Origin of the sequence: Catenulispora sp. MAP12-49 (assembly GCF_041262705.1) — a bacterium.
Lineage (GTDB): Bacteria > Actinomycetota > Actinomycetes > Streptomycetales > Catenulisporaceae > Catenulispora.
On the sequence record NZ_JBGCCP010000013.1, the window covers coordinates 15,597 to 42,141 of the forward strand.

A 26,545-nucleotide genomic window follows, 5' to 3' on the forward strand; every position below is an offset into this window, starting at 1 on the left:
CTTCGTGAGAGTTGGCGCCGGATCCAGCGTCGGTGTGGGCGGTCCGGCGGTGGCGAAGCTACGCAGAGGGCTTATCCGCTCACCAACTGTCGCTTATCGAACGCCTTTTCGAGATCACCGGCGCCCTAAGCTGGCTCCATGGCATCGGTCCAACACTTCCAAGTCACCTTCGACTGCCACGACACCGACCGCGTCGCCCGCTTCTGGTGTGAGGTCCTGGGGTACGTCCCGGCGGCCGGCCAGGACGGCCGGGCGTACGCCTGCGTCGACCCGAACGGCGTGGGCCCGCGGCTCTACTTCCAGAAGGTCCCCGAAGGCAAGACCGTCAAGAACCGCGTGCACCTCGACGTCCGCGTCGGCACCGGCCTGGTCGGCGCCGAGCGGCTGGCCGCCCTGGAGGCCGAACGCGACCGGCTGGTCGCGCTGGGCGCGACGCAGGTGCAGGTCCTGCTGGGCGACGAGGAGAACGAGTCCTGCATCGGGATGCAGGACGTCGAGGGCAACGAGTTCTGTCTGGACTGAATTCTGTCTGGACTGACGCCCCGCGGGTCCGATGCCGTCCCGATGCCACGGCGATAGGAACGGTCCCGATGGTTTTCGGGTGAAGTTGTCCGTCCTCGTCATCGATGTCGCCTTCGGCGTGCCCGGCGCCGAGCTGGGCGCCCGGCTCCGGCGCCGCGGCGATTCCGGGTGGCAGGACCTGTCCACGGGCCGTACCGCCGGCGACGGCCGGCTGGAGCTGTGCCCCGACCCGGCCGGCCGCGGCACCTACCAGCTGGTGTTCGACCTCGACGGGTACTACCACGGCCTGGGCAGCGTCCCGCTGCACCCGCGCGCCATCGTCGAGTTCAGAGTCACCGACGCGCACGAGGACCTGCGGCTGGCGCTGTTCATCTCCCCGCACTCCTACTGCACGTTCCAGGACTCCGGCGCGATCCCGCCGCGTATGCCCGGCGCGGCCGGCATCGTCGCCGACAGTGCCGCCAATGGTGTCCCCGACACCCACCCCGACACCCGGCGGCAGCCTCACGGGCCCGAGGGCCGATTTGCACAAGAATGAGCACGGTGACACTCACTGCCCGAGCCTCCCGCGCCTCCCGCGCACCGCTGGCCGGCCTGCTCATCGCGAACGCCGTCTCCGTCTCCGGCATCGCGATGTCCGCGCTGGCGATCCCCTGGCTCGCGGTGACCACCAGCCACAGCGCCTCGGCCGTCGGGGCGCTGGTGTTCGCCGAGCTGGTGCCCTACGTCCTGCTCCAGGTGCTCAGCGGCCCGCTCGTGGACCGCGTCGGCGCGCGCCGGGTCTGCCTGGCCGGCAACACGCTGGCCGCCTGCGCCGCGGCGGTGGTGCCGCTGCTGTCGGCGCTGGGGACGCTGCACTATCCGGTGCTGGCGGCGGCGGTGTTCGTCATAGGAGCGGCTCGCGGGACGGCAGACTGCGCGACCACCGCGCTGCTCCCGTTTGCGGCCGCACGCGCCGACGTGGCGCTGGAGCGCGCGGCCGGGCTGGCGACCGGGACGGCGCGTGCCGGGCAGCTCCTCGGGCCGCCGCTGGCCGGTGTGCTGGTGGTGGCGATCGGGACGGCGAACGTGGTGCTGGTGAACGCGTGCACGTTCGCGGCCTCGGCGGTCCTGCTGGCGTTCACGCTGCCCGCCGACGACGCGCATTCCGGCAAGCTCGCCGGCACTGAAGCAGAGAGCGACATCGGCCGCGGCTATCTGCGCCGCCTGGCCACGGGGCTGCGCTTCCTGACCTCCGACCGTCTGCTGCTCGGCCTGGTCACCATGGTCGCGGTGACGAACCTGCTGGATCAGGGCCTGAACTCGGTGCTGGTCCCGGTGTGGATCCGCGACGGCGGCCACAGCCCGGTGCTGCTCGGTCTGATCACCGGCGCGGCCGCGCTCGGCGCGTTGCTGGGCACGTTCGGCGGGGCGTGGCTGGGTCCGCGGCTGCCCCGGCGCGCGACGTTCGTGGCGGGTCTGCTGCTCGGCGGTGCGCCACGCTACGCGGTACTGGCTTTGTCCTCGACGGTCCCGCTGGTCCTGGCGGTCACCGCCCTGGCCGGCTGCGCGGGCGGCGCGATCAATCCCCTGATGAGCGCGGTCTTCTACGAGCGGATTCCGCCGCACCTGGTGGCCCGGGTGATGGGTGCGGTGAAGGCCAGCGCGTGGGCCGGGATGCCGTTCGGGCCGCTGCTGGCCGGGATCGGCGCGCAGGTGCTGGGACTGGATCCGACGCTGATGATCGCGGCGGTGGTGTTCGTGGCCATGTCGTTGACGCCGTTGGCGTTTCCGGTGTGGCGTGAGATGCGGCGGAAGGCTGTGTGAGCAGTCTAATTCACTAGTGGCTACAACGGCATGTTCTCGTGTTTGCGCGGCGGCCGTTGGACTTCCTTCTCCCGCAACGCTTCGAAGCCGCGGGTGAGCACGTCGCGCGTGACCGCCGGGCGGATCACGGTGTCGACGTAGCCGCGTTCGGCGGCGTAGTAGGGGTCTGCGATCTCGGCTTCGTGCTGAACGGCGAACTCGGCGGGGACCGGGCCGTGGATGCCGATGCGCGCGGTCGGCCACGCCAGGTACATGTCGGCTCCGATGTGGCGGGAGCCCAGCACGGAGTACGCCTCCCCCATCGCCTCACCGAGCACCAGGGTCACCATCGGCACGGTGGCCTCGGCGTAGGCGTGCGCGAGTTTGCCGACCTGGCCGGCTGTCACCGCGTCGCCGTCGTGGCCCGCGCGGAAGCCCCGGGAGTCGACGAGGGTGAGCAGCGGGATGTTGTATGCGTCGCAGGTGCGGATGAAGCGCGCGGCCTTCAGCGCGGCGTCGTCGCTGAGCCAGCCGTCGGCCACACCGTCGGCATGCTGGCCGGCCACCACGCCGACGGTGTGGCCGCCCATCCGGCCCAACCCGACGACCAGTTCCGGTGCGAACAGGCGGTGGACCTCCAGCAGGCGGCCGTCGTCCAGGATCCGGTCCAGCACGCGCCGGACATCGAAGCCCGGCTCACCGATGTTTCCGGCCATCTGATCGAGCACCGGATCGAATTCGGCATCCAGGGCACCGTCCGGGACCCAACAGCGCCGGTGGGACCGAACCGGCGGGCGCTCGCCGCTGTGGGCGGGCAGCAGGGAAAGCAGTTCCCTGACCTCGGCGATGGCGGCGTCCTCGTCGGGCGCCATGAAGTGCGCGTTGCCGGAGCGGGTGCTGTGCACGCGGGCGCCGCCGAGGTCCTCCAGCCCGATCTCCTCGCCGCTGATGACCCGCACCACCTCCGGGCCGGTGATGAACATCTGCGAGGTGTGCTCGACCATCATCACGAAGTCGGTGAGCGCCGGGGAGTAGACCGCGCCGCCGGCGCAGGGGCCCATGATCATCGAGATCTGCGGGACCGCGCCGGACAGCCGGACGTTGCGCAGGAAGATCTGCCCGTACAGCGCCTGCGCGACCACGCCTTCCTGCAGGCGTCCGCCGACGCTGTCGTTGATGCCGACCACCGGGCAGCGCATCGTGGCGGCCAGGTCCAGCAGCCGCACGATCTTCTCGCCGACCGCCTCCCCCAGCGACCCACCGAAGACGGTGAAGTCCTGCGCGAACACACACACCCGGCGCCCGAACACCGTGCCGCTGCCGACCACCACGGCGTCGCCGAGCGGCCGGTTCGCGGCCAGCCCGAAGCGGGTCGCGCGATGCCGGGTCAGCTCGTCGACCTCCAGGAACGAGCCCGGATCCAGCAGGCGGTCGACGCGCTCGCGGGCGGTGAGCTTGCCCTTGGCGTGCTGCTTGGCGATGGCCTCGGGGGTGGAGGCGGCGCGCGCCTGGGCCAGGCGCTGTTCGAGGTCGGCCACGGCCGAGGGCAGCGGGACGGGGCGGACGGCGAGGTCGAGCGGTGCGGACCGGATTGGGGGCACGGCGCCAGATTCGCCACGGGCCCTATCCGGGCGCTATCAGCGGCCCAACCGTGAACCGGCATCGGAGCATCGCCGCAGGCAGGGGCAGCCTTTTGTATGTTCCTATATTGATATTCGAAAGCTACTTCCGATCGCCTGCCGCAACTAGGCTCAGCAGCGGGGTACCCCGTCGCGTCCCATCGATGAAGGGCAAGTCTGATGTCTGCCAAACCCGCCGCTTCCGCTCCCGCCACCGCCTCCCAGGCCGCGATGTTCTTCGCGGAGATGAAGGGGCTGTACGAGTGCGCGTACAACGTCACGACCGTCATCGACGTCGCGGGCTCCTTCACCGCCGAGGACCTGGCCGACGCCGGCCGCCGGCTGAACGCCGCGACCCCGGCGCTGCGGGTGCGCATGGGCCTGGACGAGGACACAGGCGAGGTCTGCTACCGGCTCGACGACACCGCGCCCGCCACCGAGGTCTTCGACCTGCCCGGCGGCGACGCCACGGCGGCCCGCGCGCTGATCGACGAGGTCGCCGCGCGTCCCTTCGACTGCGAGGGCGGCGCCCTGGCCCGCTACGCGGTCGTGCGCGTCGCCGCCGACCGTGCTTATGTCGCACTGATCTGCCACCACCTGGTGGTCGACGGTCCCAGCCACGCGCGGCTCGCGCACCGCCTCGGCCAGGCGGTCGGCGGCACGCTGGAGGCTGAGGACGCGCAGTCGTACACGGAGCTCGTACGGCGCGTACGGGACCTGGAGCTGGACGCGGCCGCGGACGACCTGGCGTACTGGCACGGACGGCTGCCGGAGGGCTTCGCGCCGGCGGTGCCGTGGCAGCGCGAGGGAAATGGCGGTGCACTGCGCGAGAGAGATGGCGGTGCACTGCCGGGCGCTGCGGCCGCCGACGGTACGCACGCGCTGTCCGATCGCTGCATCCTGACACCCCTGCCGCGCCGCAGCGTCGAGCGGCTGGAGAAGGCCGCGGAATCGGCTGGCGTACGCCTGTTCCACCTGCTGACCGCCGCGGTGCACTGGGCGATGCCCACCGAAGCCGGCCAACCCTCGGTGATCTCCACCGCGGCCTCGATCCGCCCCCTCGGCGAAGACCGCGACCCGGTGACCGGCTACTTCATCAACGAGATCCCCCTGCTGGCCGCCAAGAACCCGGGCGACTCACCCCTGACCATCGCCACCCGCGAATCCCCCCACTGGCGCGAGGACCTGCGCCGCCGCTACATCCAGTTCACCGACCTGGTCTCCCGCTCCGAACGCCGCGCCGACAGCCAGTCCCGCCTCGACGCCCTCATGCTGAGCTACCGCACCACCCCCCGCGGACTCGCCTGGCGCGCCGGGAACATCGGCTACACCACGGATCTGTACCCGAAGTTCCTGGAGGAGAAGACGGACGTGGTGGTGCGCATCTTCCACCAGTCCGGCGAAATGGAGTGCGATGTGCAGTGGAGCCCGCGGCTGCCGGCGGGGGCCGGTGCGCTGTTCGCCTGGGCATTGGTGAACGTGCTGAGCGAGGGGTTCTAGGGGCTTTCCGATTTCTTCCAGGCCATGGAATCGAAGGTTTCGATGATCTTCTTCCAGCCGGTCGTCCGATGTCCCCCGGTCGGGAGCGAGTCGTCGAGCGACACCTCGGTGCCGACCGGTACCTCAGGGGATTTGTCGTCGATGGCGACCACGACGGTGAACTCCGGGTCCGCGGGATCATGGCGGACGACGTATTTGCCGTCGCGGAGTTCCGTTTCCATAGCGAAATCGGCGAGAGGCGCTTGGAAAGTCTGGCCGTTCGGGAAGCGGAGCAGGAGTATGTCGCCCTGCACCGGGACCTGGTCATCCGCCACGCGTGCCGCGAGTTCCTTGATCGCCAGGGTCGGGTAGAGATACAGCCACGAGCCTGAACGTCGTGAGCTCGAGACAGTGAGCAGATGGTAGGGCAAACGCGGATCTCCAGACTCGGCGCGGACAGGCGTCGAGGCTCTCTCGCCGACCCTCAATCCCCCGCCGCAGCAAGCAAGATATCGTACATCAGCCCCGCGCCCCGCGCACTGTTGGTCACCAACGCGAAGCCGCCGGGGCGTGCGGCGTAGGCGATCAGTACCGAGCGGAAGCCGGGGACCTCGCCTCCGTGGCTGAACCACTGGTCGGGGCCGGTGCCGTGGAGGGTGACGCCGAGGCCGTAGTTGGTGAACGCGGGGCGGTGCAGCATCTGCGCGGCGGCCTCGTGGCTGAGCAGGACCGAGGGTCGGCCGGTGGCTGCGCGCTGGAGATCGCGGGCGAGGTGCGCCAGATCCGATGCCGTGGACCAGATACCGCCTGCGGCTGCGGGGATCGAGAGGTGCGACGTCGGGTCGGTCTGCCTGCCGTCGGGTTGGTGGCCGGTGAGCGGAGTGGCGGCCGACGACGCGGGCTCGGGCTCCGGTGCGGCGAAGCGGGTCGCGGTCAGCCCGAGCGGATCGAGCACCAGGCCCGTCACCGACGTCGCGAACGACTCCCCCGTCACGTCGACCAACATCTGTTCCAGCACCGCCGAGTTCGCGTTGCTGTACTCGAACGCCGTGCCCGGGGCGAAGTGTGGCCGCACCGGTCCGTCGGTGAAGCCCGTGCCGCCTTCCAATACCTCCACGAGCGTAGGCACCGGGCCGTCCGGCGGCAGGTAGAGCTGCTTCAGCTCGCGGAAGCCGGAGGTGTGCCCAAGCAGGTGCCGCAGCGTTATCGGGCCCGAGTCGCCGTCGAAGGAGGGCACGCGCCACGACCGCAGGTACCGGTTCGCGTCCTCATCCAGCGCCAACACGCCCCGATCGACGAGCCGCATCACCGCGAGCGCCGTGAAGTGCTTGGAGATCGACCCCACCGGGAACACCGTCTCGCCGGTCACCGGCTCGGCCGACCCGGCGCGCAGCACCCCCTCGCCCCACGCGGCCGTGACCTCGCCGTCGTCGCCGATCACGGCCAGCGCGGCGCCGGGAATGCCGTTCTCGGCCATGGATCCCAGGATCAGCGGGGCGCCCGGGAACAGCGCGCCGTGGCTGAGGCCGCCGCGCACGGCGGTGCCCACGGCCGCGCAGTGCGTGATCAGCTCCTTCAGGTCGGCGATGAAGTCCTCGGCGAGCGCCGACACGGTCTCCGGTCGGAATACGGCCTCTGAGAAGCCCCACGCCGTCTGCAACCGCCCCTCGACGACCGCCGCGTTCACCTCGATCGCATGCGGCGACGTCCCGCCGGCCGCCACGCGCCACCCCTGCGGCGCGGCAAGCCGCCGCATGAGGCTGAGCCCGCCGTGCTGATCGTCGAGCCGCCCGAGGTAGTTCACCGCGATCCCGGGACGCCGCGCGGGCCAGACCCGGCCGTCGCGCCGCGAGTACCGCGCCAGCCCGGCGCCCAATCCGTCCGGCGGCAACGCGGCCAGCTGCGCGCTGACGCTCCGCACCCGCGCGCCCCAGTCGCCGGCCGTGACGTGCAGCCGCACCGGTGTGAACGCCGAGAACCACCCGACGGTCCGCGTCAGGTCCACGTCGTCGAACGGCGCATGGCGCCCATGGCGCTCCTGCTCCAGATCCACCACGTTGCGCCCGGTCCAGCGCCCCACCACCCCGGCCACGGCGGTCAGCAGCACGTCGTCGATCCGCGTCCCGTAGGCGGAGGGGACCACAGCGATCAGGGTCCTGGTTTCCTCCTCCGCCAGTGCGCACCGGATGACGTGCTCGACGCCGTCACCGGTCGCATCCCCGTCGACCGGCAGCCCCACTCCCCCATCACGGGCTTGGAACCACCGGTCGGCCTCAGCGGCGAACTCATCAGAGCTCGCATACTCCGCCGACCGCTCCGCGAACTCCTTGAACGACGTCGTGGGCTGCGGAAGCTCGACCGGTTCCCCGAGTTCCAACTGGCGATAGGCGGTTTCCAGATCCTCAAGGAGGATCGCCCACGAGACGGAGTCGACCGCATAGTGGTTCGCGAGCAGCGCCACCCGATCCTCCGTGGCAGTCCGCAGCAGCACGCCGCGCAGAACCGGCCCATCGCTCAAGCTCAGCCGCTCGACGGCCGAAGCCGCCAGTGCGGCCAGATCGCCGTCGGCATCCTCGGTGTCATCCTCGGCGACGTCCAGCAGCGAATCCGGCACCGACTCCACGATCGATGCCTCGAGCCCGTCCGCGCCCCGCAGGACCCTGATCCGCAGCGCGTCGTGCTGCCGCACCAACGCGACGAGCGCCGCGTCCAGCACCTCCGGCTGCACCCGCCCCTGCCATTGGACGAACACCGGCATGACGTAGCGGTCCAGCTCGATCCCGGTGTCGGCCATCAGATGCTGGATCGGTGTGGGGGGCAAAGCGCCGCTCCGCGAGGCGGGCTCGCGCGGCTCGACCACCTCTATGGAGGTGGCCCCAGCCGTCTCGGCCACCGCCTCCACCAACGCGGCAACCGTCCGGTGTTCGAAAAGCTGGCGCGGCGTGACGCCGATCCCCGCCTGCTTGGCGCGCGTCGCCACCTGGATCGCCAGGATCGAGTCCCCGCCGAGCGCGAAGAAATCGTCATGCCGGCCCACGGATTCGGCCCGAAGCACCTCCGACCAGATCCGGGCCAACTCCCGCTCTCCATCGCCGACCGGCTCAGACGTCTGACCGCCGTCGTCGAGCCGGTGCGCGGCGGCGTCCGGGGCCGGCAGCCGGTCGCGGTCGATCTTCGCCCCGGCGGTCAGCGGCAGCTCGGGCAGGAACACCCACAGCGCCGGGACCATGTGCTCGGGCAGTCCGGCGGCGGCGAACGCGGCCAGCGGCGCCGGATCGCGCGGCGCGCCGGCGGCGGCGACGATGTAGGCGACGACGCGGCGCCGTCCCGGACCGTCGTCGTGAACCGTGACCACCGCCTCGCCGACCTGCGGATGCCGCGCCAGCACCGCCTCGATCTCGCCGAGCTCCACGCGGTAGCCGCGGATCTTCACCTGGTGGTCCCGGCGTCCCAGGAACTCCAGCTGGCCGTCCGAGCGGAACCGCGCGACGTCGCCGGTGCGGTACATGCGCGCGCCGGGGACGCCGCCGTAGGGGTCGGGCACGAACTTCTCGGCGGTCAGCCCGGGGCGGGCGAAATAGCCGCGGGCCACGCCGTCCCCGCCGATGCACAACTCGCCGGGTACTCCGACGGGGACCGGATTCAGGGCGTCGTCGAGGACGTACATGCGGGTGTTGGCGATCGGTCGGCCGATCGGGATCGTCGCGCCGGGATGGGGCCCGACCTCGTGGATCGAGCAGCCGACGACGGTCTCGGTCGGCCCGTACTCGTTGATGATCCGTGCGCGCGGAAAGATCCGGCGCCACGCCGCGACGTTCTCGGGCCGCAGCTCGTCGCCGCCGAGGACGAAGGTCCGTACGGAGTCCAGCTCTTCGCGGCCTTCGTACCCTTGAAGATGGCCGCGCAGCACGCCGAGGTGGCCGGGAGTGGCTTTCACCAGGCTGAAATCGCGGGACTCGGTCAGGGCGGCGGCCAGCACTGCCAGGCTTCGATCCGGAGGTAGAACCGTGACGTCATTGCCAGTGATCAAAGGCAGCCAGAGGTTCGGGACCGACAGATCGAAGGCGGGAGAGCCGAGCATCGGGGCACCGGAGGCGCCGTCCATGCCGTAGGCGCCGATCGCCCAGGTCAGGTAGTTGACGAGGCCGCGATGCGTGACCATGACGCCCTTGGGTCGGCCGGTCGAGCCCGAGGTGTGCATGATGTAGCACAGGGCGTCAGGGTCCGTATTCGTGGCGGGACGGCGGCAGCGCGGCTCCGCGTCGAGGGCGGCGGCGTCCCGGTCCAGACACAGCGCCGTGCGACGCGGCATCGGCGGCAGCAGGTCGAGCAACCCTTCCCGGGTCACCACGATCCGCGCGCGGGTGTCCCCGATGACGAAGGACAGGCGTTCGGCGGGGTGGCCGGGGTCCAGCGGGACGTAGGTGCCACCGGCCTTGAGGACGCCGAGCAGCGCCACGAACAGGCCGACGCCGTGGTCCAGGCACACCGCGACCGGCGTCTCGCGGTCCACTCCTTCGAGGCGTAGCCGATGCGCCAGTTGATTGGCGCGCTCGTCCAGCTCGCGGTAGGTGGTGATCGTGCCGTCGGCGTCGATGACCGCGGCGGCGTCCGGGACGCGGTCGGCCTGGTGCTCGACGAGAGCGTGCAGCGGGACAGCCGGGATCTCTTGCACGGTCTCGTTCCAGGTGCGCAGAACCAGTTCCCGCTCACGCTCCGGGACATGGTCCAACGCGGACAACCGGGCCGCCGGATCGGCGAGCGCCGCGTCCAGGACGCCGACGACGCGCTCGGCCAGACGCTCGGCGTCAGCGCTGTCGAAGAGGTCTGATGCGCATTCGAGCTGGAGTTCGACGACCTCGGGACGGTTGACCGCGATCATGGTGAGGTCGAACTTCTGCGAGCCGTTGTGCAGCTGCACGGGTTCGACGTCCAGGCCCGGGATGCGCCAGCGCCCGGCGTCGGCCTGGACCGACTGGAACAGGACTTGGAACAGGGTGTTGCGAGAGCTGTCGCGGGCCGGCCGGACCGCCGCGACGACCTGCTCGAAGGACACGTCCTGATGGTCGAGCGCCCCGGCGACCTCCTCGGCGGTCCGGGCGAGGGCGTCGGCGAAGCCGGGGTCGCCGGTGAGGTCGACCGGGACGGCGACGGTGTTGGCGAACATGCCGAGCAGGGGTTCGGTCTGGCGCCACGCGCGGCCCAGGGTGAGCGTGCCGATCGCGAAGCGGTTCTGGCCACTGGCCCGGCCAAGGACAGCGGCGAAGGCCGTGAACAAGGTGGCGAAGACCGTGGTACCTCGGTCTGCGACGAAGGCGCGCAGGGCGGCGGTGGTCTTCTCGGGCAGCGTGACGGAGACGCTGCCGCCGCGGAAGGTGGGCTGCGCGGGACGCGGCCGGGTGGTCGGCAGGCGCAGGATGTGGTCGACGGGCCCGAGTTTGGCGCGCCAGTACTCGATCTGCTTCTCGGCGAGCGCGCCTTCGACGCGGTGTGCCTGCCACGCGGCGAAATCGGCGTACTGGAGTTCGGGTTCGGGGAGGTCGGCTCCGGCGTACAGCGCGCTGAACTCGCGGGCCAGGACGTCGCAGGACCACTCGTCGCTGACGATGTGGTGCATGGTCAGCAGCAGCAGGGCTTCGGTCGGCGTGGTCTGATACACGCGGACCCGGAACAGCGGGCCGTGGCGGAGGTCGAAGGGCTGCGCGACTTCGTGGGTGGCCAACGCGAGCGCGGCGGTGCGGCCGTCGGGGGCGGCGGGGGCTGCGGGGGCGAAAGAGGCAGCGGCCAGGTCGACGACCTCGATGTCCGCGCCCTCGGGCGGCAGCGGCACCTGGACCGGATCGGCCTGATCTGCCGGATCGGGGTAGACGCTGCGCAGGATCTCGTGGCGGCGGACCAGCTCGTCGGCCGCGTGACGCAGGGCATCGACGGCGATGGGGCCGCGCAGCCACACGGCGCGGTAGACGCTGTAGACCGAGTTGTCCGCGAGGAACTGGTCCATGACCCACATGCTGTGCTGCACCGGCGACAGGGGCGCCGGGCCGCCACCGGGCCTCGGGGCCGGTCCCGCCGGACGTACGGTCGCGCCGCGCAGCCTGCGCTCCAGCAACGCCCGGCGCTCCGGGGAGAGGGTGCGGGCTCCGGGGGTGGTGGTGGACATCGCGGCTCCGTTCGGGCGTGGCAGAGGGCGAGTTCTGTTTCTGTGGGAAGTGGGGGCGCCCGGCTCGCTGTCGATCGAGCCGGGCGGCACCGATCGTGAGCCGCCGGACCGCCGGGCCTACAGCCTTCTCGGGCCCTGCTGACGTGCGTCGCCGCGCCGACTCGACTGCGGTGTTGTCGGCGCGGCGGCACGCCCCTGTGTGCCAGGTCCCTCGTCCCCGCGACAGGTCGGTCAGCCGGCCTCGCCGTGCCGCTCGCGCAGGCTGCGCGGGCGCATGTCGGTCCACACCCGCTCGACGTGCTCCAGGCACTCGGCGCGCGTTCCGCTGACGCCGGTCTCCGTCCAGCCCGCCGGGCAGGGCCGGCTCGCCGGCCAGAGCGCGTACTGCTGCTCGTCGTTGACGACGACTTTCGCCGTGTCCGCGGTCATCCGGCCGCCTCCTGTTCGCGTGGTGGGGCCATCGTGCGGGCAGCGGCCTGCGCTCGGCTATCGATCGGCTATCGCAAGCCCACGAGGGTGCGGGTGACCTGCAGCAGGACCTCGACGGCGGCGGTGAGACAGGAGCCTGCGACCCGGTCGCCGGTGGCCGGGACGAGCAGCGCGCCGGTCGGGACCGTCGGGGCGAACAGCTGGGCGTCGCCGCCGGCCCGGGTCGTGACCGCGGTGTGGCGCAGGGACTGGACGTCGGCGGCCTCGGCGAGGAGCTTGGCGAGCGCGAAGTCGGCGTCCGCCGGATCGGCGGTCAGCACGCGGCGTACGGCGACGGGGCTGCCGATCTGTCTTTCCATGTCCTTCACGGCCGCGAGCGTCGCAGGACTCGGATCGCAGAGCTCGACGAGCGCCAAGACCTCGTCGGAGGGCAGGATCAGGCGGCCGAGCGTGACGGAGCCATGCCCGGCCGCCGCAACAGCCGCCAGCGATTCGCTGACCGCCACGTCGACAGACCCGCCGCGAACACCGGCACCGATCTCGAACGACGCACACCCCTGGAATCCCGCGACGATGCCCAGATCCGCCGAGCCGTCAAGCTCACCGCACCGATCCACCTCCACGCCGAGCCACGCCATCGCCGGCGAGGGCCATGCCGCCGAGTCGAGCGCGTCCAGGTCGCCGCCGGCCTGGTGCAGCGGATACCGCAACGAGGTGCCGAACCGGTCAGCCGGCTCGCGCTCGACGCTGCCCAGCACCGCGTTGGCGCCCCAGCCGGGATGCGGGAACAAGGCACCGGCGCTGTTGGCGAACACCACGACCACCGGCTCGCACGCCAGTTCCCGGTCCCCCGCGCTCTCGGCCACCACCTGGAGCACTTCCAAAGCCGCCACCACGCCATGCGCGCCACCGAAGCGATCGCCGCCGGGAGGGGTGTCGAGATGCGCGCCGAGGATCAGACGCGGGCGAACCCAGCTCGCAGCGCCAACGCCAGCCCTCTGCTCAGCAAGCACGCTCCCACGACCGCCAGCCACATCGCCGGCACCAGCCCTCTGCCCCGCGGCCCGGCTCCCGCCGCCGCTCGCATCCCGCCCGGCCGCCAAGCTCCCGCGACCACCGACCTCGCCCGCGCCGGCGCGCCCCACCAATAAGTTCCCCGCCGCGTCCACCCAAGCGTGCAGCCCGGCCTGGACCGCCTCGCGCGCCACGTAGCGCTGCGCCCGTCGTTCCGGCTCGGTGAAGCCGGGGCGGACCACCGCCTTGTCGACCCATGCGCCGCAGCGGCGCAGTGCGGCCAGGCGGCGCGCCATCCGGTCGGCGTCGGCCACCGCCCATCGCAGGACGCTCATGTTCCAGCCACCCACCTTCGCCTGGGGCGACCGACGCCGCCGGGTTCGTCTCGCCGAGTCCATGCCGCGCTATCCGCTCACTGTTACCCGCGGGGCCGGTGCCGCGGTTATCGCCGCGGCATCGGCGGGGCATCGCGGGGCGAAAGGGCGCCGATAGCCGGCGCTGCGAGGTTGGGGCGCCGCCGTGATCCGGCGGCGAGGCGAAGCGAGGTGGCGGTGAGCGGGACCATGCGATCGGACATGCGGCCTGACATGCGATCCGACCTGCGATCTGACGCGCGGTCGGATCCGGCGCCGGTGACCGGCCGGGTCAGCAGTCCCCCGGCGCGGCTGCTGCACGAGGAGGTCCTCGAGCCGCAGTTCCGCTACGAGGTGCGGCGTCTGCTGCCGCACTACGTCCGGATCGAGAAGGCCCTGCTGGTCGCCTACGAGCGCATGCGGGTGCTGAGCGCGCCCGAGTGCGACCAGCTCGCGCGGGCGCTGACCGAGGCCGCCGGGTCGATCACCGCCGATCCGGCGGAGAACTTCTCCGACATCGCGTTGAGCCTGGAGATCGAGACGCACCGGCGGGCGCCGGTCCCGCGCTGGCACGTCGACCGCAGCCGCAACGACCTGCAGGCCTGCGCGCAGTTGATGTACGGGCGCGAGCGCCTGCTGGCCTCGGCCGAGGCGGTCGCCGGCACCGCGGCCGCGGCCCGCGATCTGGCGCGGCGGCATCTGCGGGACGTGATGCCGGGCTTCACGCACTTGCAGGCCGCGCAGGTCGTGACCCCCGGTTTCTACATCAGTGCCCTGTCATCACACCTGTTGCAGGGACTGGAGGGCCTGCTGAGCGTTTACGACGCCCTGGACCGCTGCCCGCTGGCCGCCGGGGCGATGTCCGGCCAGGAGCTGCCCTGGCCGCGCGATCTGCTCGCGACGCTGCTGGGCTTCGCCGTGCCCGAGCCGCACGCGCTTGTCGCCGTCGCCTCGCGCGACTGGGTGCTGGCGCTGGCCGCGCAGTGCTCGACGCTCGGCGTGGGCCTGAGCCGGTTCGTCACCGACCTGATGGCCTGGGCCGGCAGCGGCCACGCGTTCCTGGAGCTGCCCGACGAGCTGGCCGGCATCTCCTCGGCGATGCCGCAGAAGAAGAACTACCCGGTCCTGGAACGGATCCGGGGCCGCAGCGGCCACCTGGCGGGCTGGTACGCCGACGTCGTCGCGGCGCAGCGCAACACCCCGTTCAGCAACACCGTGGAGGTGTCCAAGGAGGGCTCGCGCGGCCTGACGCAGGCGCTGGACGACCTGGACTCGCTGTGCCGGCTGCTCACCGCCGTGCTGGACGCCGCGGTGTTCCGCACCGACCGGATGCGCGAGCTGTGCGAACGCGAATTCCTCGGCGGCTTCTCGCTGGCCAACCGGCTGGCGCTGGAGGAGGGCATTCCCTGGCGCACCGCGCAGGTCGTCGCAGGGCGCTACATCACCGCCGCGCTGGAGGCCGGACGCCAGCCGATGGACACCGATCCAGCCGCGCTGGCCCGCATCGGCCACGAGGCCGGGCATCCGATCAGCGATCCGATCGCGGTCCTGGAAGGGGTCTTCGATCCGGTCGCCGATCTACTCAGGAAGCTGACGCCCGGCTCCGCGCACCCCGACGCGGTCCAGGCGATGCTGGACGAGCAGGATGCGATGGCCGCGAGCCTGGAGAAGGCCTGGGAGTTCCGGCGCGTGACCGTCGAGGCGGCGCTGTCCGCGCTGGACGCGATGCCGGACCGGCCGGCTCGCGTTCCCACCGGGGTTCCCGGACGGTGACCGCCGACCCCCGCACGCCGACGGCCTTGCCCTTCGCGACGCCCCTTGCTGCTCCGCCGTCACGGATCGCCATCGGCCGCGCCTTCGGCACCTTCGGCGAACTCCTCCAAGGCCGCCTGCCCGCCTCGGACACCGACTTCCTCGTCACCCTGCCGATCGACCGCTGGAGCACCAGCACCTTCCGCTACCAGCCGGAGGCCGCCGGCATCACCGTGAACCCCGCGCACAAGAGCAAAGCCCGGCTCCTGGCCACGACCATGCTCGCCGCCCTCGGCGCGTCCGGCGGGGGCATCCTGGAGATCACCACCGACCTGCCCGAGGGCAAGGGCTTCGCCAGTTCCTCGGCCGACCTGGTGGCCACGGCGCGCGCCGTCGGCCGGGCCCTGCGCGCCGAGCCGGACCCGGCGCGCATCGAGGACCTGCTGCGCGAGGTCGAGCCCACCGACGGCGTCATGTACGACGGCTCGGTCGCCTTCCGGCACCGCGAGGTGCGGCTGCACGAGCGGATCGGGCACCTGCCGCCGATGACGGTCGTGGGCGTCGACGAGGGCGGCGAGGTGGACACGGTGGAGTACAACCGGGTGCCCAAGCGCTTCACCGGGGCCCAGCAGCGCGCCTACGCGCGGTTGCTGGAGCTGGCCCGGGACGCCGCCGCGCGCTGCGACCCGGCGGGCCTGGGCCGGGTGGCGACCGGCAGTGCCCTGATGAACCAGCGGCTGCGGCCCAAGCGCTGCCTGCAGCAGATGATCGCGGCCTGCCAGGAGATCGGCGGGCTCGGCGTGGTGGCCGCGCACAGCGGCACGGTGCTGGGCATCCTGCTCTCCGACGACGACCCCCGCTACATCGACCGCCTGGCCGCGGCCCGGCGCGCCTGCGCGGCGCTGCCCGGGGTGAGCGCGGTGCGGGTCGACCACTGTCTGTCCGATCCGTTGCTCACCGACCCGTCCCAGGTCCACCGGTCCTGGCCGATCTTCGAGGCGATGCCGTGCTCTTCGACTCCGTGATAGACGCCGTCGGCCACACTCCGCTGGTGGCCCTGAACCTGCCCGCCGCCGAGGGCGTGCGCGGGTACGCCAAGCTGGAGCTGCAGAACCTGTTCGCGATGAAGGACCGGGTGGCGCGGCAGATCATCCTGACCGCCCGGGAGAGCGGCGAGCTGGCCCCCGGCGCGCCGCTGATCGAGAGCTCCTCGGGGACGATGGCGCTGGGGGTGGCGCTGGTCGGGACGGCGCTGGGGCATCCGGTGCACATCGTCACCGATCCGCGGATCGACCGGATCACGCTGGCCAAGCTGCGCGCGCTGGGGTGCGAGGTGCACGTCGTGGAGAAGATGTCCTCGCACGGCTGGCAGAGCGCGCGCCTGGAGCTGCTGGAGGAGCTTCTCAGAACCCTGCCGGGGGCGTTCTGGCCGCGCCAGTACAGCAACCCGCAGAACCCGGCGGCCTACCGGACGCTGGCCGACGAGCTGCTGGCCGAACTCGGGCACGTGGACGTGCTGGTGGGGTCGGTGGGCAGCGGCGGGTCGCTGTGCGGGACGGCGCGGGCGCTGCGCGCGAAGCTTCCGGAGCTGCGGGTGGTCGGGGTGGACTGCGTCGGCAGCGTCCTGTTCGGACAGCCGGACCGGCCGCAGCGGCTGCAGAGCGGGCTGGGCAACAGCATGCTGCCGCCGAACCTGGACCACGGGCAGATCGACGACATCCACTGGCTCAACGACCGGGAGGCCTTCGCGGCGACCCACGCGCTGGCCGCCGAGCAGCAGATCTTCGGCGGGAACACGTCGGGGTCGGTGTACCGGGTGCTGCGGCACCTGGTCGGGGGGCTGGCCGGGCCGGCGGTCGTGGTGGGGATCCTGCCGGATCGTGGCGACCGGTACGCCGACACGGTGTTCGACGCCGGGCACTGGGAGGAGAAGGGGCTGGGGGATCTGCCGGTCCGGCAGGAGCCCGAACGCGTCCCCTACGGGCGGCCGGTGACGGCGTGGTCGTGGAGCAGCCCGGTCGAGGTGCCGCCCGATCCGTCAGGACTCTGATGTGTGAACACTGACACACCGGGCCCGCTGTACCGGCATGATGCGGAGGCATGATGAGGAAGCTGCTGTTCGTCGAGTCGAACACCACCGGGTCGGGGATGCGGGCTCTGGTCACCGCCGCCGAGCTGGGGTTCGAGCCGGTGCTGCTGACCAGCCGGCCGTCCCGGTACCGGGGGCTGGACCAGACGGGGGCCACCGTCGCGGACTGCCAGACCAACGACTTCGACGCCCTGCTGGCGGCCTCGCGCGCGCTCGGGACCGGGTCGGCCATCGCCGGCGCCACCACGACCAGCGAGTTCTACCTGTTCCAGGCGGCGCGGCTGGCCGAGGCGCTGGGGCTGCCGGGCAATCCGCCCGAGGCCGTGAGCGTGTGCCGGGACAAGGGACGGACCCGGCGGCTGCTGGCCGCCGCCGGGGTCGGGCAGCCCGATTTCGAGCTCGTACAAGCCCTCGGCCAGTTGCCGGCGGCGCTGGAGCGGATCGGCCTGCCGGCGGTGGTCAAGCCGGTCGACGAGTCGGGGTCGCTGAACGTGCGGCTGTGCCACGACGAGGCCGAGGCCACCGAGCTGACCATGCGCGTCCTCGCCGTCCAGACCAACACGCGCGACCAGCCGGCGGCCGGCCGGGTCCTGGTCGAGGAGTACGTCCAGGCGCCGGAGTACAGCGTCGAGATGTTCAGCGTGAACGGCGTCGCGCACGCGCTGGGGGTCACCGAGAAGACGATGGCGCCGCCGCCGTTCTTCGTCGAGGCCGGACACGTCTTCCCGGCTCCGCTCGCGACCGACGTGCGCCGCCTTCTGCTCGCCGAGGTCGCCGCGGCGCTGTCCGCGACCGGGATCCGCAACGGCCCGACGCACACCGAGGTGCGGCTGCATCCCGAGCGCGGGCCGGTGGTCATCGAGATCAACGCCCGGATGGCCGGCGGCATGATTCCGGAGCTCATGCGGCTGGCGACCGGGGCGGACGTGCTTCGGGCGCAGATCGTCGCGGCTTCCGGGGCCAAGCCGGCGCTGCCGGATCGGGCGAGCGCCGTGGCGGGCATCCGGTTCCTGCTCACCGAGAGCGAAGGCGTGCTCGATGCGGTGTCAGGGGTGCGCGATGCCGCCGCGCTGGAGGGGATCAGCGAGGTGACCGTCACGGCGCAGAAGGGGACGCGAGTGCGCCGGCCGCAGTCGTCCTACGACCGGCTCGGATACGTCATCGGCACCGGCGCTACGCCCGAGGAAGTGCGGCAGAGGCTGGCGGCGGCAGTGACAGCGATCGGTTTCGACATCGTCGTCTGAGTCTCATCCCACCCGGTCGGCCAGCACCACGGCGAGGGCCTTGGCGGTGCGCGCGGTGAACACGTCGCGCATCGTCACCGTCATGTCCAGCTTCTTGCGCAGCCGGACGACAGCCTTGGCAGCCAGGATGGAGTCGCCGCCGATGTCGAAGAAGTCGCTGTCCGGCTCGACCGGGCCGCCGCCGAAGACCTCGCTGAAGATGTCCGCGATCGTCTGTGCCAAATCAGGAGCCTGTGCCAAATCAGGGGCCTGCGCCGAGTCAGATGTCATGCGATCAATGCTTCCCACCGCCCCTATCAGCGCCCTATCCGCGCACGATGCACCGGGAAAGGCCCGCCGATAGCCCGCGCCCGCACGATGGGCGCGCTCTGTCGCCGGCCGGAAGGACGCCATGACCTCCCCCACCGCTCCCCCGCAGCCCGATCCGTACTGGTTGGCCGGGCGGCGGGACAACCGGGTCCGGCTCTCCCGCGACCAGCAGCGCACGTGGCTCGTCGACCAACTCAGCACCCTGCCGGGCGGCTACCTGACGCCGGTCTTCCTGCATCTGGACGGGCCGCTGGACCGCCGGGCGCTGATCGAGGCGGTGCGCGCGGTGGCCGAGCGCCACGAGGTGCTGCGCACGAGCGTGGGCCAGGACGCCGACGGCCTGGTCGGGATCCTGCGGCCGGCCTCGGACGTCGCCGTGTCCTGCGACGATCTGGACCCCGACGATCTGCAGGCCTTCTTGGAGCGGGAGTCGCAGACGCCGCTGGACGTCGCGGCCGGGCCGCCGATGCGAGTACGGCTGATGCGGCTGGGCCCGGAGGAGCACGTGCTCGCGATCACCGCGCACCACCTGGCCTTCGACGACTGGTCGCAGGGCATCCTGCACCGGGAGTTGGCCGCGGCCTACGCCGCGCTTCGCGAACAGCGCCCGATCTACCTTCCGGAGTTGCCGGGCCAGTACCGCGACGTCGCCTTGGCCATCGAACAGGCCGAGGATCCCCAGCAGAGCGAGGCAGACCTCGAATACTGGCGCGAAACGCTGGCCGACGCGGAGCCGTTCGAGCTGCCGACCGACCGGCCGCGTCCGGCGCAGCGGGACGGCCGCGGCGCTTCCGAACGCAAGTTCGCGCTGTCGCAGCAGACCACGGCGCAGCTCGCGGAGATCGGGCGCGACCACGGGGCCACGATGGTCATGGTCCTGATGGCGGCGACTCAGACGGTGCTGCACCAGGGCACCGGCACCACCGACGTCACGGTCGGCACCACCTTCGGGCTGCGGCACAGCGCCGAGGCCGAGGACGTGATCGGCCTGTTCGTCAACATGCTGCCGATCCGCACCGACCTGTCCGGGGACCCGACGTTCGCCGCGCTGCTCGAACGGGTCCGGGACACCGCGCTGGACGCCTACGACCACGCCACGCTGCCCTTCGACCGCATGGTCGAGGAACTGGCGCCGGAGCGGGACCTGGCCCGCACGCCGCTGTTCCAGGTGCTCGTGAACTTCGGCGCCCGGCGCCGCGAGCCGCTGCACTTCCCGGGCCTGACGGTGACCGAGCTGACCGCGCGCGGACACAGCGCCAAGTACGACCTCGGGGTCGGGTTCGCGCTCGAGGACGACGAGCTGCACTGCGAGCTGGGCTGGGACACCGCGTTGTACGAGGACGCGACCGTCGAGCGGCTGGCCGGGCGGCTGCGCACCGCGCTGGAGCACATCGCGGTGCACCCGGGCGCGCCGATCAGCACCATCCCGCTGATGACCGCCGCGCAGGAGGCGGAGCTGCGCGCGCTGGCGATGGTCGAGGCCACGCCGTTCCCGGACCGCTGCCTGCACGAGCTGTTCGAACGGCAGGCGGCGGCACGTCCGACGGCCGTCGCGGTCATCGACGAAGACAGCTCCCTGACGTACTCCGAGCTGAACGCGCGTGCCGAGGCGATCGCCGCGCGGCTGCGGGCCGCCGGGGCCGGGCCGAACGTCGCGGTCGGGGTGTTGCTCGAACGCTCGCCGGACCTGGTCGCGGCACTGCTCGGCATCCTGAAGGCGGGCAGCGCGTATCTGCCCATCGAGCCGGGGACGCCGGCGTCCCGGACCGTCGGGCTGCTGCGGGACGCCGGCGCACCGGTGTGCCTGGTCGGCTCGGCGGAGGACGAGGTCGCGGTCGGCGCGGTGTGCACGCCGCTGACGGTCCAGGCCTGCTACATCGGCTCGCCGCTGGCCGGTGACGGCGCCCCGGTCGCGAAGGCGGACCCGCTGGACCTGTGCTCGATCTACTACACCTCCGGATCGACCGGGAAGCCCAAGGGCGTCGCGAGCACCCACGCCGGCTGGGTGAACCGCATGTGGTGGATGCAGCAGCGGCACAACCTGGCGCCCGGCGAGGTCGTGCTGCACAAGACCACGCTGACGTTCGACGACTCGGCCGTGGAGGTGTTCTGGCCGCTGGCCGTGGGCGGCACCGTGGCCGTCCTGCCGCCGGGCGCGCACCGCGACCCGTGGGCGATCATCGAGGCCGCGGTGCGGTTCCAGGCCGTGCACGTGAACTTCGTGCCGGCGATCCTGGACCTGGTCCTGGAGGCGCTGACCGACGACGACATCAAGGGCCTGAGCAAGCTTCGCAGCGTCCTGTCCAGCGGCGAGGCGCTGCGCGCCGGGCTGGTGGCCCGCTTCCGCGAGGTGTTCGGCGACCGGGTGAGCCTGGACAACACCTGGGGTGCCACCGAGGTCTCGATCGACTCCACGTTCCACACCTGCGCCGCCGCCGACGCGGTCGGCGGCGGCGTGGTGAGCCTGGGCCGGCCGATGGCGAACAACGAGGTGGTGGTGCTGGACTCGGCGCTGCGCCCGGTCCCGGTCGGTGTGGTCGGCGAGCTGTGCATCGCCGGCGTCGGCCTGGCGCGCGGCTACCTCGGCGACGCGCCGAAGACCGCCGGCGCGTTCGTCCCGCACCCCTGGCGCCCCGGCGAGCGCGTCTACCGCACCGGCGACCGCGGCCGGATGCTGGCCGACGGCACGCTGGAGTTCCGCAGCCGGGTCGACGAGCAGGTGAAGATCCGCGGCGTGCGCATCGAGCTCGGCGAGGTCGACGCCGCGCTGCGCAACGCCCCGGGCGTCACCGACGCGGCGGCGCTGGTGTGTCAGGGCCCGAACGGCGACAAATACCTGGCGGCGTATGTGGTCTTCGGCCTCGGCGTCGAACCGAGCGTGGACGGCGTGCACGCGGCAGTCCGCGAACGCCTGACCGGCTACGCGGTGCCGAGCGTCATCATCGCGGTCACGGCCATCCCGCGCTTCGCCAGCGGCAAACTCGACCGCCGCACCCTGCCCGCGCCGACCCTCGGCGGCACGGCCCGGCAAGCCCGCGCGGCGGCGGTCCCGCCGGACGGCCCGGCGGAGGAAGCGGTCGCGGCGGTGTTCACCGAGGTGCTGGGCGTCACCGGCGTCGGCGCGCACGACAACTTCTTCGGCCTCGGCGGCCACTCGCTGCTGGCGGTACGCGCGGTGAACCGGCTGCGCGAGACGGTCGGGCTGGAGCTGAACGTCGGGCTGCTGTTCCAGGACCCGACGGTCGCCGGGCTGGCGGCGCGGGTGGAGGAGCTGCTGGTCGCGGAGCTGGAGACGCTGTCGGACGCCGAGGTCAGCCGACGGCTGGAGGATTCGTGATCGAGACGGACGCGCGAATCCCTTTGGGCACCGGAGACTGGTCCCTGCGCGCCGAATGGGCCTTGCGCGGCGCCGGCTTCCCCGCCGACTTCGCCGAGCAGCTCTGCGTCCCGGGCCTGGCCAATGCGGCGGCCACCACGAGCGCCTCCGACTTCCAGCCGCTCTACACCGCCGCGGCCGAGCACATCAGTGCCCGGATTCGCCGGATCGCGGCCGACGGCCCGTTCCGCGAGGCGGTGGCCTGGCAGAGCCGATCGGTCCTGCGCAACTGCCTGGACAAGCTGGCCTCCGGGCGAACGCTCCCAGGCAAGGTCCGCCGCCAGGCCGAGCTGACCGTCGCCAACTACGTCCAGCGCTACGCCCTGAAGAACGACTCGATCGGCTTCTTCGGGCCGGTGGCGTGGGGACGCGCCGTCGCCGAAGGTCCGGCCCTGGACTCGCAGCCCGGCCCCGGACTGCTCGCCCACCGCAAAGTGTTCTTCGAACACTGGGCCATCGACGAGGTGGCCCGCGCCCTGTCACAGGATCCTGATGTCCTGACGCATCTGCGCCCACGGCTGAGCGAGGACAAGGCGATCGTCGACGGGCAGCTGCGCGGCGTGCGCGGCACCGAGATCGCCCTTACGCCGCAGGAGCTGGACCTGGTCCAACGGTGCGACGGGGTCACGACGGTCGGCGAGCTGACCGCTGCCCCGGGACTGATCGCCGCTCCGGGACCGATCGCCCCTCCCGAACTGACCGCTGCCCCAGAACTGATCGCCGATCTGATCGAGCGCGGCGTACTCCGCGCGGACCTCAGCGGGCCGATCGAGTCCGACCCGGAGATCACCCTGCGCGCCAAGCTCAACACGATCGCCGACCAGGACGTCCGCAGGCGCCTGCTGGCCGCGCTCGACGAGCTCATCGCCGCCCGCGACGAGGTGGCGTCCGCCGCCGGCGACGCCGACCGCCTGGCCGCCGGACTCGCGCACGCCGACGCCGTCTTCGAGAAGCTGACCGGCACCGCCGCGGCCCGGCGCGGCGGCGAGGCCTACGCGGGCCGCTGCGTCCTGTTCGAGGACACCTGCCGCGACGTCCGGGTCGAGATCGGCCCGCAGATCCTCCAGGCGGTGGCCGAGCCGTTGTCGGCGATCCTGGACAGCGCGCGCTGGCTGGTCGCCCAAGCCGGCCAGGCCTACGCCGCGCGCTTCGGCGAGATCTTCGACCGGCTCAGCGCCCGCGCCGAAGCGTCAGCGATTCCGTTGGCGGCACTGGTCCAAGCCGCCACCCCCGACCTCTACTTCTCCTTCCGCGAACTCCCCGCCCCGGTGTCCGATGTGGTCGCCGACTTCCGCCGACGCTGGGCGGAACTGCTGCGGATCCCCGACATCACCGGCATCTCCGACACCTCTGATGTTTCCAGTGGCGCGCGCCGCCACGAGGTGCCGCTGGAGGGGTTCGCCACCGCCGTCCGCGAAGCCTTCCCAGCGGGTTTCGCGGACTCAGCCCTCTGGTCCTCGGCCGTCTATCAGGCTCCTGATTTAATGATCGCCGCGCGCGACGCCGAGGCGGCGCAGCGCGGCGACTTCCTGTGCGTGCTCGGCGAGCTGCACATGGCGATGAACACCCTGGACGCCCGCCCCCTGGCCGAGTTCCACGAAGACCTGCCGGCTCTCATCGCCATCGACGAGGCCGTGCTCCCGGACCGCGTCGTGGCGGTGCCGGCGAAGGCATCCCGCCAGGTGACTTCGCGCACCTACCCCTCGGCGCTGTTGTCGCCCGCGTACTGGTACTGGACCATGTACGCGGACTGCACCGGCGCGCCGGGCGACGTGGTCAGCGCCGCCGAGTTGGTCGTGGAACGCGATCAGGCCAGCTCGGCGGCGCCCCTGACGGTCCGATCCCTGCGCACCGGCGAGCGCCGGCCCCTGATGGAGGCCCTCGGCGAGCAGCTGACGGCCGCCGTCGTGAACGGCTTCTCCCCGCTGCCGAAGACCGCCCACACGCCCCGGGTCACCATCGGCCGCCTGGTCCTGTCCCGGGAGTCGTGGACCTTCGACCTGGAGGACCTCGCCTGGGCGAAGCTGAAGGACGAGGCAGAGCGCTACCGCCAAGCGTGCGTGTGGCGTGCGGCACAGGGGCTGCCGATCCGCATGTTCTACCGGGTCGCGACCGAGGACAAGCCGGCGTTCGTCGACTTCCGCAGCCCGGCGTTCGTCCACCTGCTGGCCCGGTGTGTCCGCACCTCGGCCCGGGAGGCGCAGGAGCAGCAGGAGAGCACATCGGCCATCGGCTTCTCCGAGATGCTGCCCGACATCGACCACTGCTGGCTGCGCGACCGGCAGGACCGCCGGTACACCAGCGAACTGCGGATGGTCTTCGTCGACCGCCGGAAGGATTGACCGGGTCCGGTTGTTCCACCCGGCGTGAACGAAGCCACGCGCATGACGGACGTCGCAGTGATCGGGGCCGGCCAGGCCGGCCTGTCCAGCGCCTACCACCTGGACCGGGCCGGCTTCGCCCCCGAGACCGGATATGTGGTCCTGGACGGCGACCGGGCACCCGGCGGCGCGTGGCAGCACCGCTGGCCCTCGCTGCGCATGGCGACCGTCAACGGCATCTTCGACCTGCCCGGCATGGCCTTCGAGCCGCCGGGGCCGCAGGAGCGGGCCTCGGAGGCGGTCCCGCGCTACTTCGCCCGGTACGAGGAGCACTTCCAGCTGGCCGTGCACCGGCCGGCGACGGTCCGCGCCGTGCGCTACGGGCCGCAGGACCGCCTGCTGGTCGAGACCGACGCCGACACCTGGGCCGCCCGCGCCGTGATCAACGCCACGGGCACGTGGAACAAGCCGTTCTGGCCGTACTACCCCGGCCGTGAGACGTTCCGCGGACGCCAGCTGCACGCCGCGACCTACCCCGGCCCGCAGGAGTTCGCCGGCAGGCGCGTGATCGTGGTCGGCGGCGGCATCACCGCGATCGGGCTGCTCACCGAGCTCGCCGCGTCCGGAGCCACGACGACCTGGGTGACGCGCCGGCCGCCGGTGTTCCGCGACCAGCCGTTCACGCGGGAGTACGGGCGCGAAGTCGTCGCCATGGTGGACGCCAGGGTGCGCGCGGGGCTGGTGCCGCAGAGCGTGGTCGGCGTCACCGGGCTGCCGGTGAACGAGGCGATCCGCGAGGCCCAGCACACCGGGGTGCTGGACCGGCTTCCGATGTTCGATCGGATCACGCCGGAGGGTGTCGCGTGGGACGCGCCGGTCGCCGGCGTACCGGGGTCGCCGCGCTCCGTCGAGGCGGACGTGATCCTGTGGTGCACCGGCTGGCGCGCGGCCCTGGACCACCTGGCGCCGCTGCACCTGCGCGCGCCCGGCGGCGGCATCACCATGGACGGCACGCGCGTGGTGCTGGAACCGCGGCTGCACCTGGTCGGTTACGGCCCCTCGGCCAGCACGGTGGGGGCCAACCGCGCCGGGCGCGAGGCCGTCCGGGACATCCGGCGGCTGCTGGCGGCCGGGACCGCTCCGGCGCTGGCGGCGTAGCGTCCAGGGCGTATCGAATCAGGGTGCTGATACCGCTATTCGGGCCCCCCGCTTTATTCGAAACAAATAGCGAATTCTTATGCCTCGCATAAGACTGGTCGGCATCTCGCGCAGACCGCGGCGTATTCACGGCACACCAGGTCGGCCCAGGCTTTGAACGAAATGCAAATCCATAGCGAAGCAAAGGGATATTTCGCCTACGGCATTCTCTGAAGCAGTATCCGTTGGCTAGTCTGAATGCACTGCGCGGAGGCGTACTGCTGCGGATGGGGTCGACATTGATCGAGATCGCACTGGCGCAACGGGCTGTTCTGTGGCGGGAAGGGCTGGCGGCGCTCCTGGGCCGGGAAGGCGACTTCCGGGTGGTGGCCCGGCCCACCCGGCTGGAGGACGTCTGGCCGGCGGTACGGCGGCACCGGCCCGGCGTCGTCCTGCTGGACGCCGAACTGCCGGGCACCCTGACGCTGAACACCGTGTGCGCCCAACTGTGTGAGCGCCGCCCGGACATCAAGGTACTGATCCTGGTGGAACGCTGGGCGGCGACACTGAAGGCGCTGACCCGGCTGGCCCCGCAGACCGGCTTCCTGACCGTCGACGTGTCCCCGGCCCAGCTGATCAACGGCCTGCACCGGATCGTCGAGGGCGAACCGGTCCTGGGCCTGGATCTGGCGGCCGCCGCACTGTCCGCCGACGACAACCCGCTCACCGACCGGGAGCGCGAAGTGCTGCTGAAGTCGGTGAACGGCGCGCCGACCAAGGCCATCGCCGCCGAACTGTTCCTCAGCGACGGCACGGTCCGCAACTACCTGTCGCGCGCCATCGCCAAAACCGGCGCGCACAGCCGGATCGAGGCGGTGCGGATCGCCCGCGAGGAGGGCTGGATCTGAGTCCGGTGCGGGCGCCCGCACCGCCTCGCCTTCCCGGCCGCGACTAGC

18 protein-coding genes are annotated in these 26,545 nt (G+C 72.0%); 12 read left to right on the forward strand and 6 right to left on the reverse strand.

Annotated elements, in window-relative coordinates:
* The first annotated feature begins 138 nt into the window (after nucleotides 1–138).
* From ABIA35_RS23145 to ABIA35_RS23155, 3 genes are all read left to right on the forward strand, one after another.
* Complete coding sequence (locus tag ABIA35_RS23145; RefSeq protein ID WP_370335121.1) at nucleotides 139–522, forward strand: VOC family protein; 384 nt, start codon at nucleotides 139–141, stop codon at nucleotides 520–522.
* Between the two features lie 79 nt (nucleotides 523–601).
* Entirely contained in the window at nucleotides 602–1,060 is a 459-nt protein-coding gene (locus tag ABIA35_RS23150; protein ID WP_370335123.1) for a hydroxyisourate hydrolase, read from the forward strand.
* Nucleotides 1,061–1,065: 5 nt separating this feature from the next.
* Nucleotides 1,066–2,328 carry an MFS transporter gene (locus ABIA35_RS23155; RefSeq protein ID WP_370359274.1) on the forward strand — a complete coding sequence of 421 codons (1,263 nt, stop codon included), beginning with the start codon at nucleotides 1,066–1,068 and terminating at the stop codon, nucleotides 2,326–2,328.
* A gap of 20 nt (nucleotides 2,329–2,348) precedes the next feature.
* Here the strand turns inward: ABIA35_RS23155 and ABIA35_RS23160 are convergent, their stop codons facing one another.
* Complete coding sequence (locus ABIA35_RS23160; protein ID WP_370359415.1) at nucleotides 2,349–3,899, reverse strand: acyl-CoA carboxylase subunit beta; 1,551 nt, start codon at nucleotides 3,897–3,899, stop codon at nucleotides 2,349–2,351.
* 207 nt (nucleotides 3,900–4,106) lie between these two features.
* On the opposite strand from ABIA35_RS23160, the gene ABIA35_RS23165 reads away from it, so the two are divergent.
* Nucleotides 4,107–5,426 carry a condensation domain-containing protein gene (locus ABIA35_RS23165; RefSeq protein WP_370359275.1) on the forward strand — a complete coding sequence of 440 codons (1,320 nt, stop codon included), beginning with the start codon at nucleotides 4,107–4,109 and terminating at the stop codon, nucleotides 5,424–5,426.
* Here ABIA35_RS23165 and ABIA35_RS23170 read toward each other — a convergent pair.
* The 4 genes from ABIA35_RS23170 to ABIA35_RS23185 all read right to left on the reverse strand — a co-directional run bounded on the left by ABIA35_RS23170 (nucleotide 5,423) and on the right by ABIA35_RS23185 (nucleotide 13,343).
* On the reverse strand, nucleotides 5,423–5,836 hold the full coding sequence (locus ABIA35_RS23170; RefSeq protein ID WP_370335129.1) for a hypothetical protein: 414 nt from the start codon (nucleotides 5,834–5,836) through the stop codon (nucleotides 5,423–5,425). The two genes, ABIA35_RS23165 and ABIA35_RS23170, sit on opposite strands and share 4 nt — an antisense overlap.
* Before the next feature lie 53 nt (nucleotides 5,837–5,889).
* The gene (locus ABIA35_RS23175) at nucleotides 5,890–11,565 is read right to left on the reverse strand and encodes an amino acid adenylation domain-containing protein (protein ID WP_370359276.1); all 5,676 of its coding nucleotides are present in this window, start codon (nucleotides 11,563–11,565) and stop codon (nucleotides 5,890–5,892) included.
* 231 nt (nucleotides 11,566–11,796) lie between these two features.
* Nucleotides 11,797–11,994, reverse strand: coding sequence for an MbtH family protein (locus ABIA35_RS23180; protein ID WP_370335133.1), 198 nt, complete (start codon nucleotides 11,992–11,994; stop codon nucleotides 11,797–11,799).
* A 68-nt stretch (nucleotides 11,995–12,062) separates the two neighbouring features.
* Nucleotides 12,063–13,343: a hypothetical protein gene (locus ABIA35_RS23185; protein ID WP_370359277.1), complete on the reverse strand. Its 1,281-nt coding sequence runs from the start codon at nucleotides 13,341–13,343 to the stop codon at nucleotides 12,063–12,065.
* Between the two features lie 252 nt (nucleotides 13,344–13,595).
* Between ABIA35_RS23185 and ABIA35_RS23190 the strand changes: the two genes are divergently transcribed.
* From ABIA35_RS23190 to ABIA35_RS23205, 4 genes are read left to right on the forward strand one after another with little or no spacing between them, the layout of a single operon-like run.
* The gene (locus ABIA35_RS23190; RefSeq protein WP_370359279.1) at nucleotides 13,596–15,134 is read left to right on the forward strand and encodes an argininosuccinate lyase; all 1,539 of its coding nucleotides are present in this window, start codon (nucleotides 13,596–13,598) and stop codon (nucleotides 15,132–15,134) included.
* Entirely contained in the window at nucleotides 15,131–16,138 is a 1,008-nt protein-coding gene (locus ABIA35_RS23195) for a kinase (RefSeq protein WP_370335139.1), read from the forward strand. The genes ABIA35_RS23190 and ABIA35_RS23195 overlap by 4 nt, the downstream gene beginning before the upstream one ends.
* The gene (locus tag ABIA35_RS23200; RefSeq protein WP_370335141.1) at nucleotides 16,120–17,163 is read left to right on the forward strand and encodes a PLP-dependent cysteine synthase family protein; all 1,044 of its coding nucleotides are present in this window, start codon (nucleotides 16,120–16,122) and stop codon (nucleotides 17,161–17,163) included. The genes ABIA35_RS23195 and ABIA35_RS23200 overlap by 19 nt, the downstream gene beginning before the upstream one ends.
* A 50-nt stretch (nucleotides 17,164–17,213) precedes the next feature.
* Nucleotides 17,214–18,446 carry an ATP-grasp domain-containing protein gene (locus ABIA35_RS23205; protein ID WP_370335143.1) on the forward strand — a complete coding sequence of 411 codons (1,233 nt, stop codon included), beginning with the start codon at nucleotides 17,214–17,216 and terminating at the stop codon, nucleotides 18,444–18,446.
* A 3-nt stretch (nucleotides 18,447–18,449) separates the two neighbouring features.
* Here the strand turns inward: ABIA35_RS23205 and ABIA35_RS23210 are convergent, their stop codons facing one another.
* Complete coding sequence (locus tag ABIA35_RS23210; RefSeq protein ID WP_370359280.1) at nucleotides 18,450–18,716, reverse strand: phosphopantetheine-binding protein; 267 nt, start codon at nucleotides 18,714–18,716, stop codon at nucleotides 18,450–18,452.
* 121 nt (nucleotides 18,717–18,837) lie between these two features.
* On the opposite strand from ABIA35_RS23210, the gene ABIA35_RS23215 reads away from it, so the two are divergent.
* From ABIA35_RS23215 to ABIA35_RS23230, 4 genes are all read left to right on the forward strand, one after another.
* Nucleotides 18,838–22,092 (forward strand): amino acid adenylation domain-containing protein, encoded by a 3,255-nt coding sequence (locus ABIA35_RS23215; RefSeq protein WP_370359281.1) that lies wholly within the window; start codon nucleotides 18,838–18,840, stop codon nucleotides 22,090–22,092.
* Complete coding sequence (locus ABIA35_RS23220) at nucleotides 22,089–24,473, forward strand: lantibiotic dehydratase (protein ID WP_370359283.1); 2,385 nt, start codon at nucleotides 22,089–22,091, stop codon at nucleotides 24,471–24,473. The genes ABIA35_RS23215 and ABIA35_RS23220 overlap by 4 nt, the downstream gene beginning before the upstream one ends.
* 42 nt (nucleotides 24,474–24,515) lie before the next feature.
* Nucleotides 24,516–25,610 (forward strand): NAD(P)-binding domain-containing protein, encoded by a 1,095-nt coding sequence (locus tag ABIA35_RS23225; protein WP_370359284.1) that lies wholly within the window; start codon nucleotides 24,516–24,518, stop codon nucleotides 25,608–25,610.
* A gap of 266 nt (nucleotides 25,611–25,876) precedes the next feature.
* Nucleotides 25,877–26,497, forward strand: coding sequence for a response regulator transcription factor (locus ABIA35_RS23230; protein ID WP_370359285.1), 621 nt, complete (start codon nucleotides 25,877–25,879; stop codon nucleotides 26,495–26,497).
* The last annotated feature ends 48 nt before the right edge of the window (nucleotides 26,498–26,545 follow it).

Bases quoted from the DNA above. Each gene is read 5' to 3' on its own strand.
- ABIA35_RS23225 (WP_370359284.1), top strand. From the start codon at position 24,516: ATGACGGACGTCGCAGTGATCGGGGCCGGCCAGGCCGGCCTGTCCAGC.
- ABIA35_RS23230 (WP_370359285.1), top strand. From the start codon at position 25,877: ATGGGGTCGACATTGATCGAGATCGCACTGGCGCAACGGGCTGTTCTG.
- ABIA35_RS23185 (WP_370359277.1), bottom strand. From the start codon at position 13,343: ATGAGCGTCCTGCGATGGGCGGTGGCCGACGCCGACCGGATGGCGCGC.
- ABIA35_RS23190 (WP_370359279.1), top strand. From the start codon at position 13,596: ATGCGATCCGACCTGCGATCTGACGCGCGGTCGGATCCGGCGCCGGTG.
- ABIA35_RS23215 (WP_370359281.1), top strand. From the start codon at position 18,838: ATGACCTCCCCCACCGCTCCCCCGCAGCCCGATCCGTACTGGTTGGCC.
- ABIA35_RS23145 (WP_370335121.1), top strand. From the start codon at position 139: ATGGCATCGGTCCAACACTTCCAAGTCACCTTCGACTGCCACGACACC.
- ABIA35_RS23175 (WP_370359276.1), bottom strand. From the start codon at position 11,565: ATGTCCACCACCACCCCCGGAGCCCGCACCCTCTCCCCGGAGCGCCGG.
- ABIA35_RS23180 (WP_370335133.1), bottom strand. From the start codon at position 11,994: ATGACCGCGGACACGGCGAAAGTCGTCGTCAACGACGAGCAGCAGTAC.
- ABIA35_RS23205 (WP_370335143.1), top strand. From the start codon at position 17,214: ATGATGAGGAAGCTGCTGTTCGTCGAGTCGAACACCACCGGGTCGGGG.
- ABIA35_RS23165 (WP_370359275.1), top strand. From the start codon at position 4,107: ATGTCTGCCAAACCCGCCGCTTCCGCTCCCGCCACCGCCTCCCAGGCC.
- ABIA35_RS23210 (WP_370359280.1), bottom strand. From the start codon at position 18,716: ATGACATCTGACTCGGCGCAGGCCCCTGATTTGGCACAGGCTCCTGAT.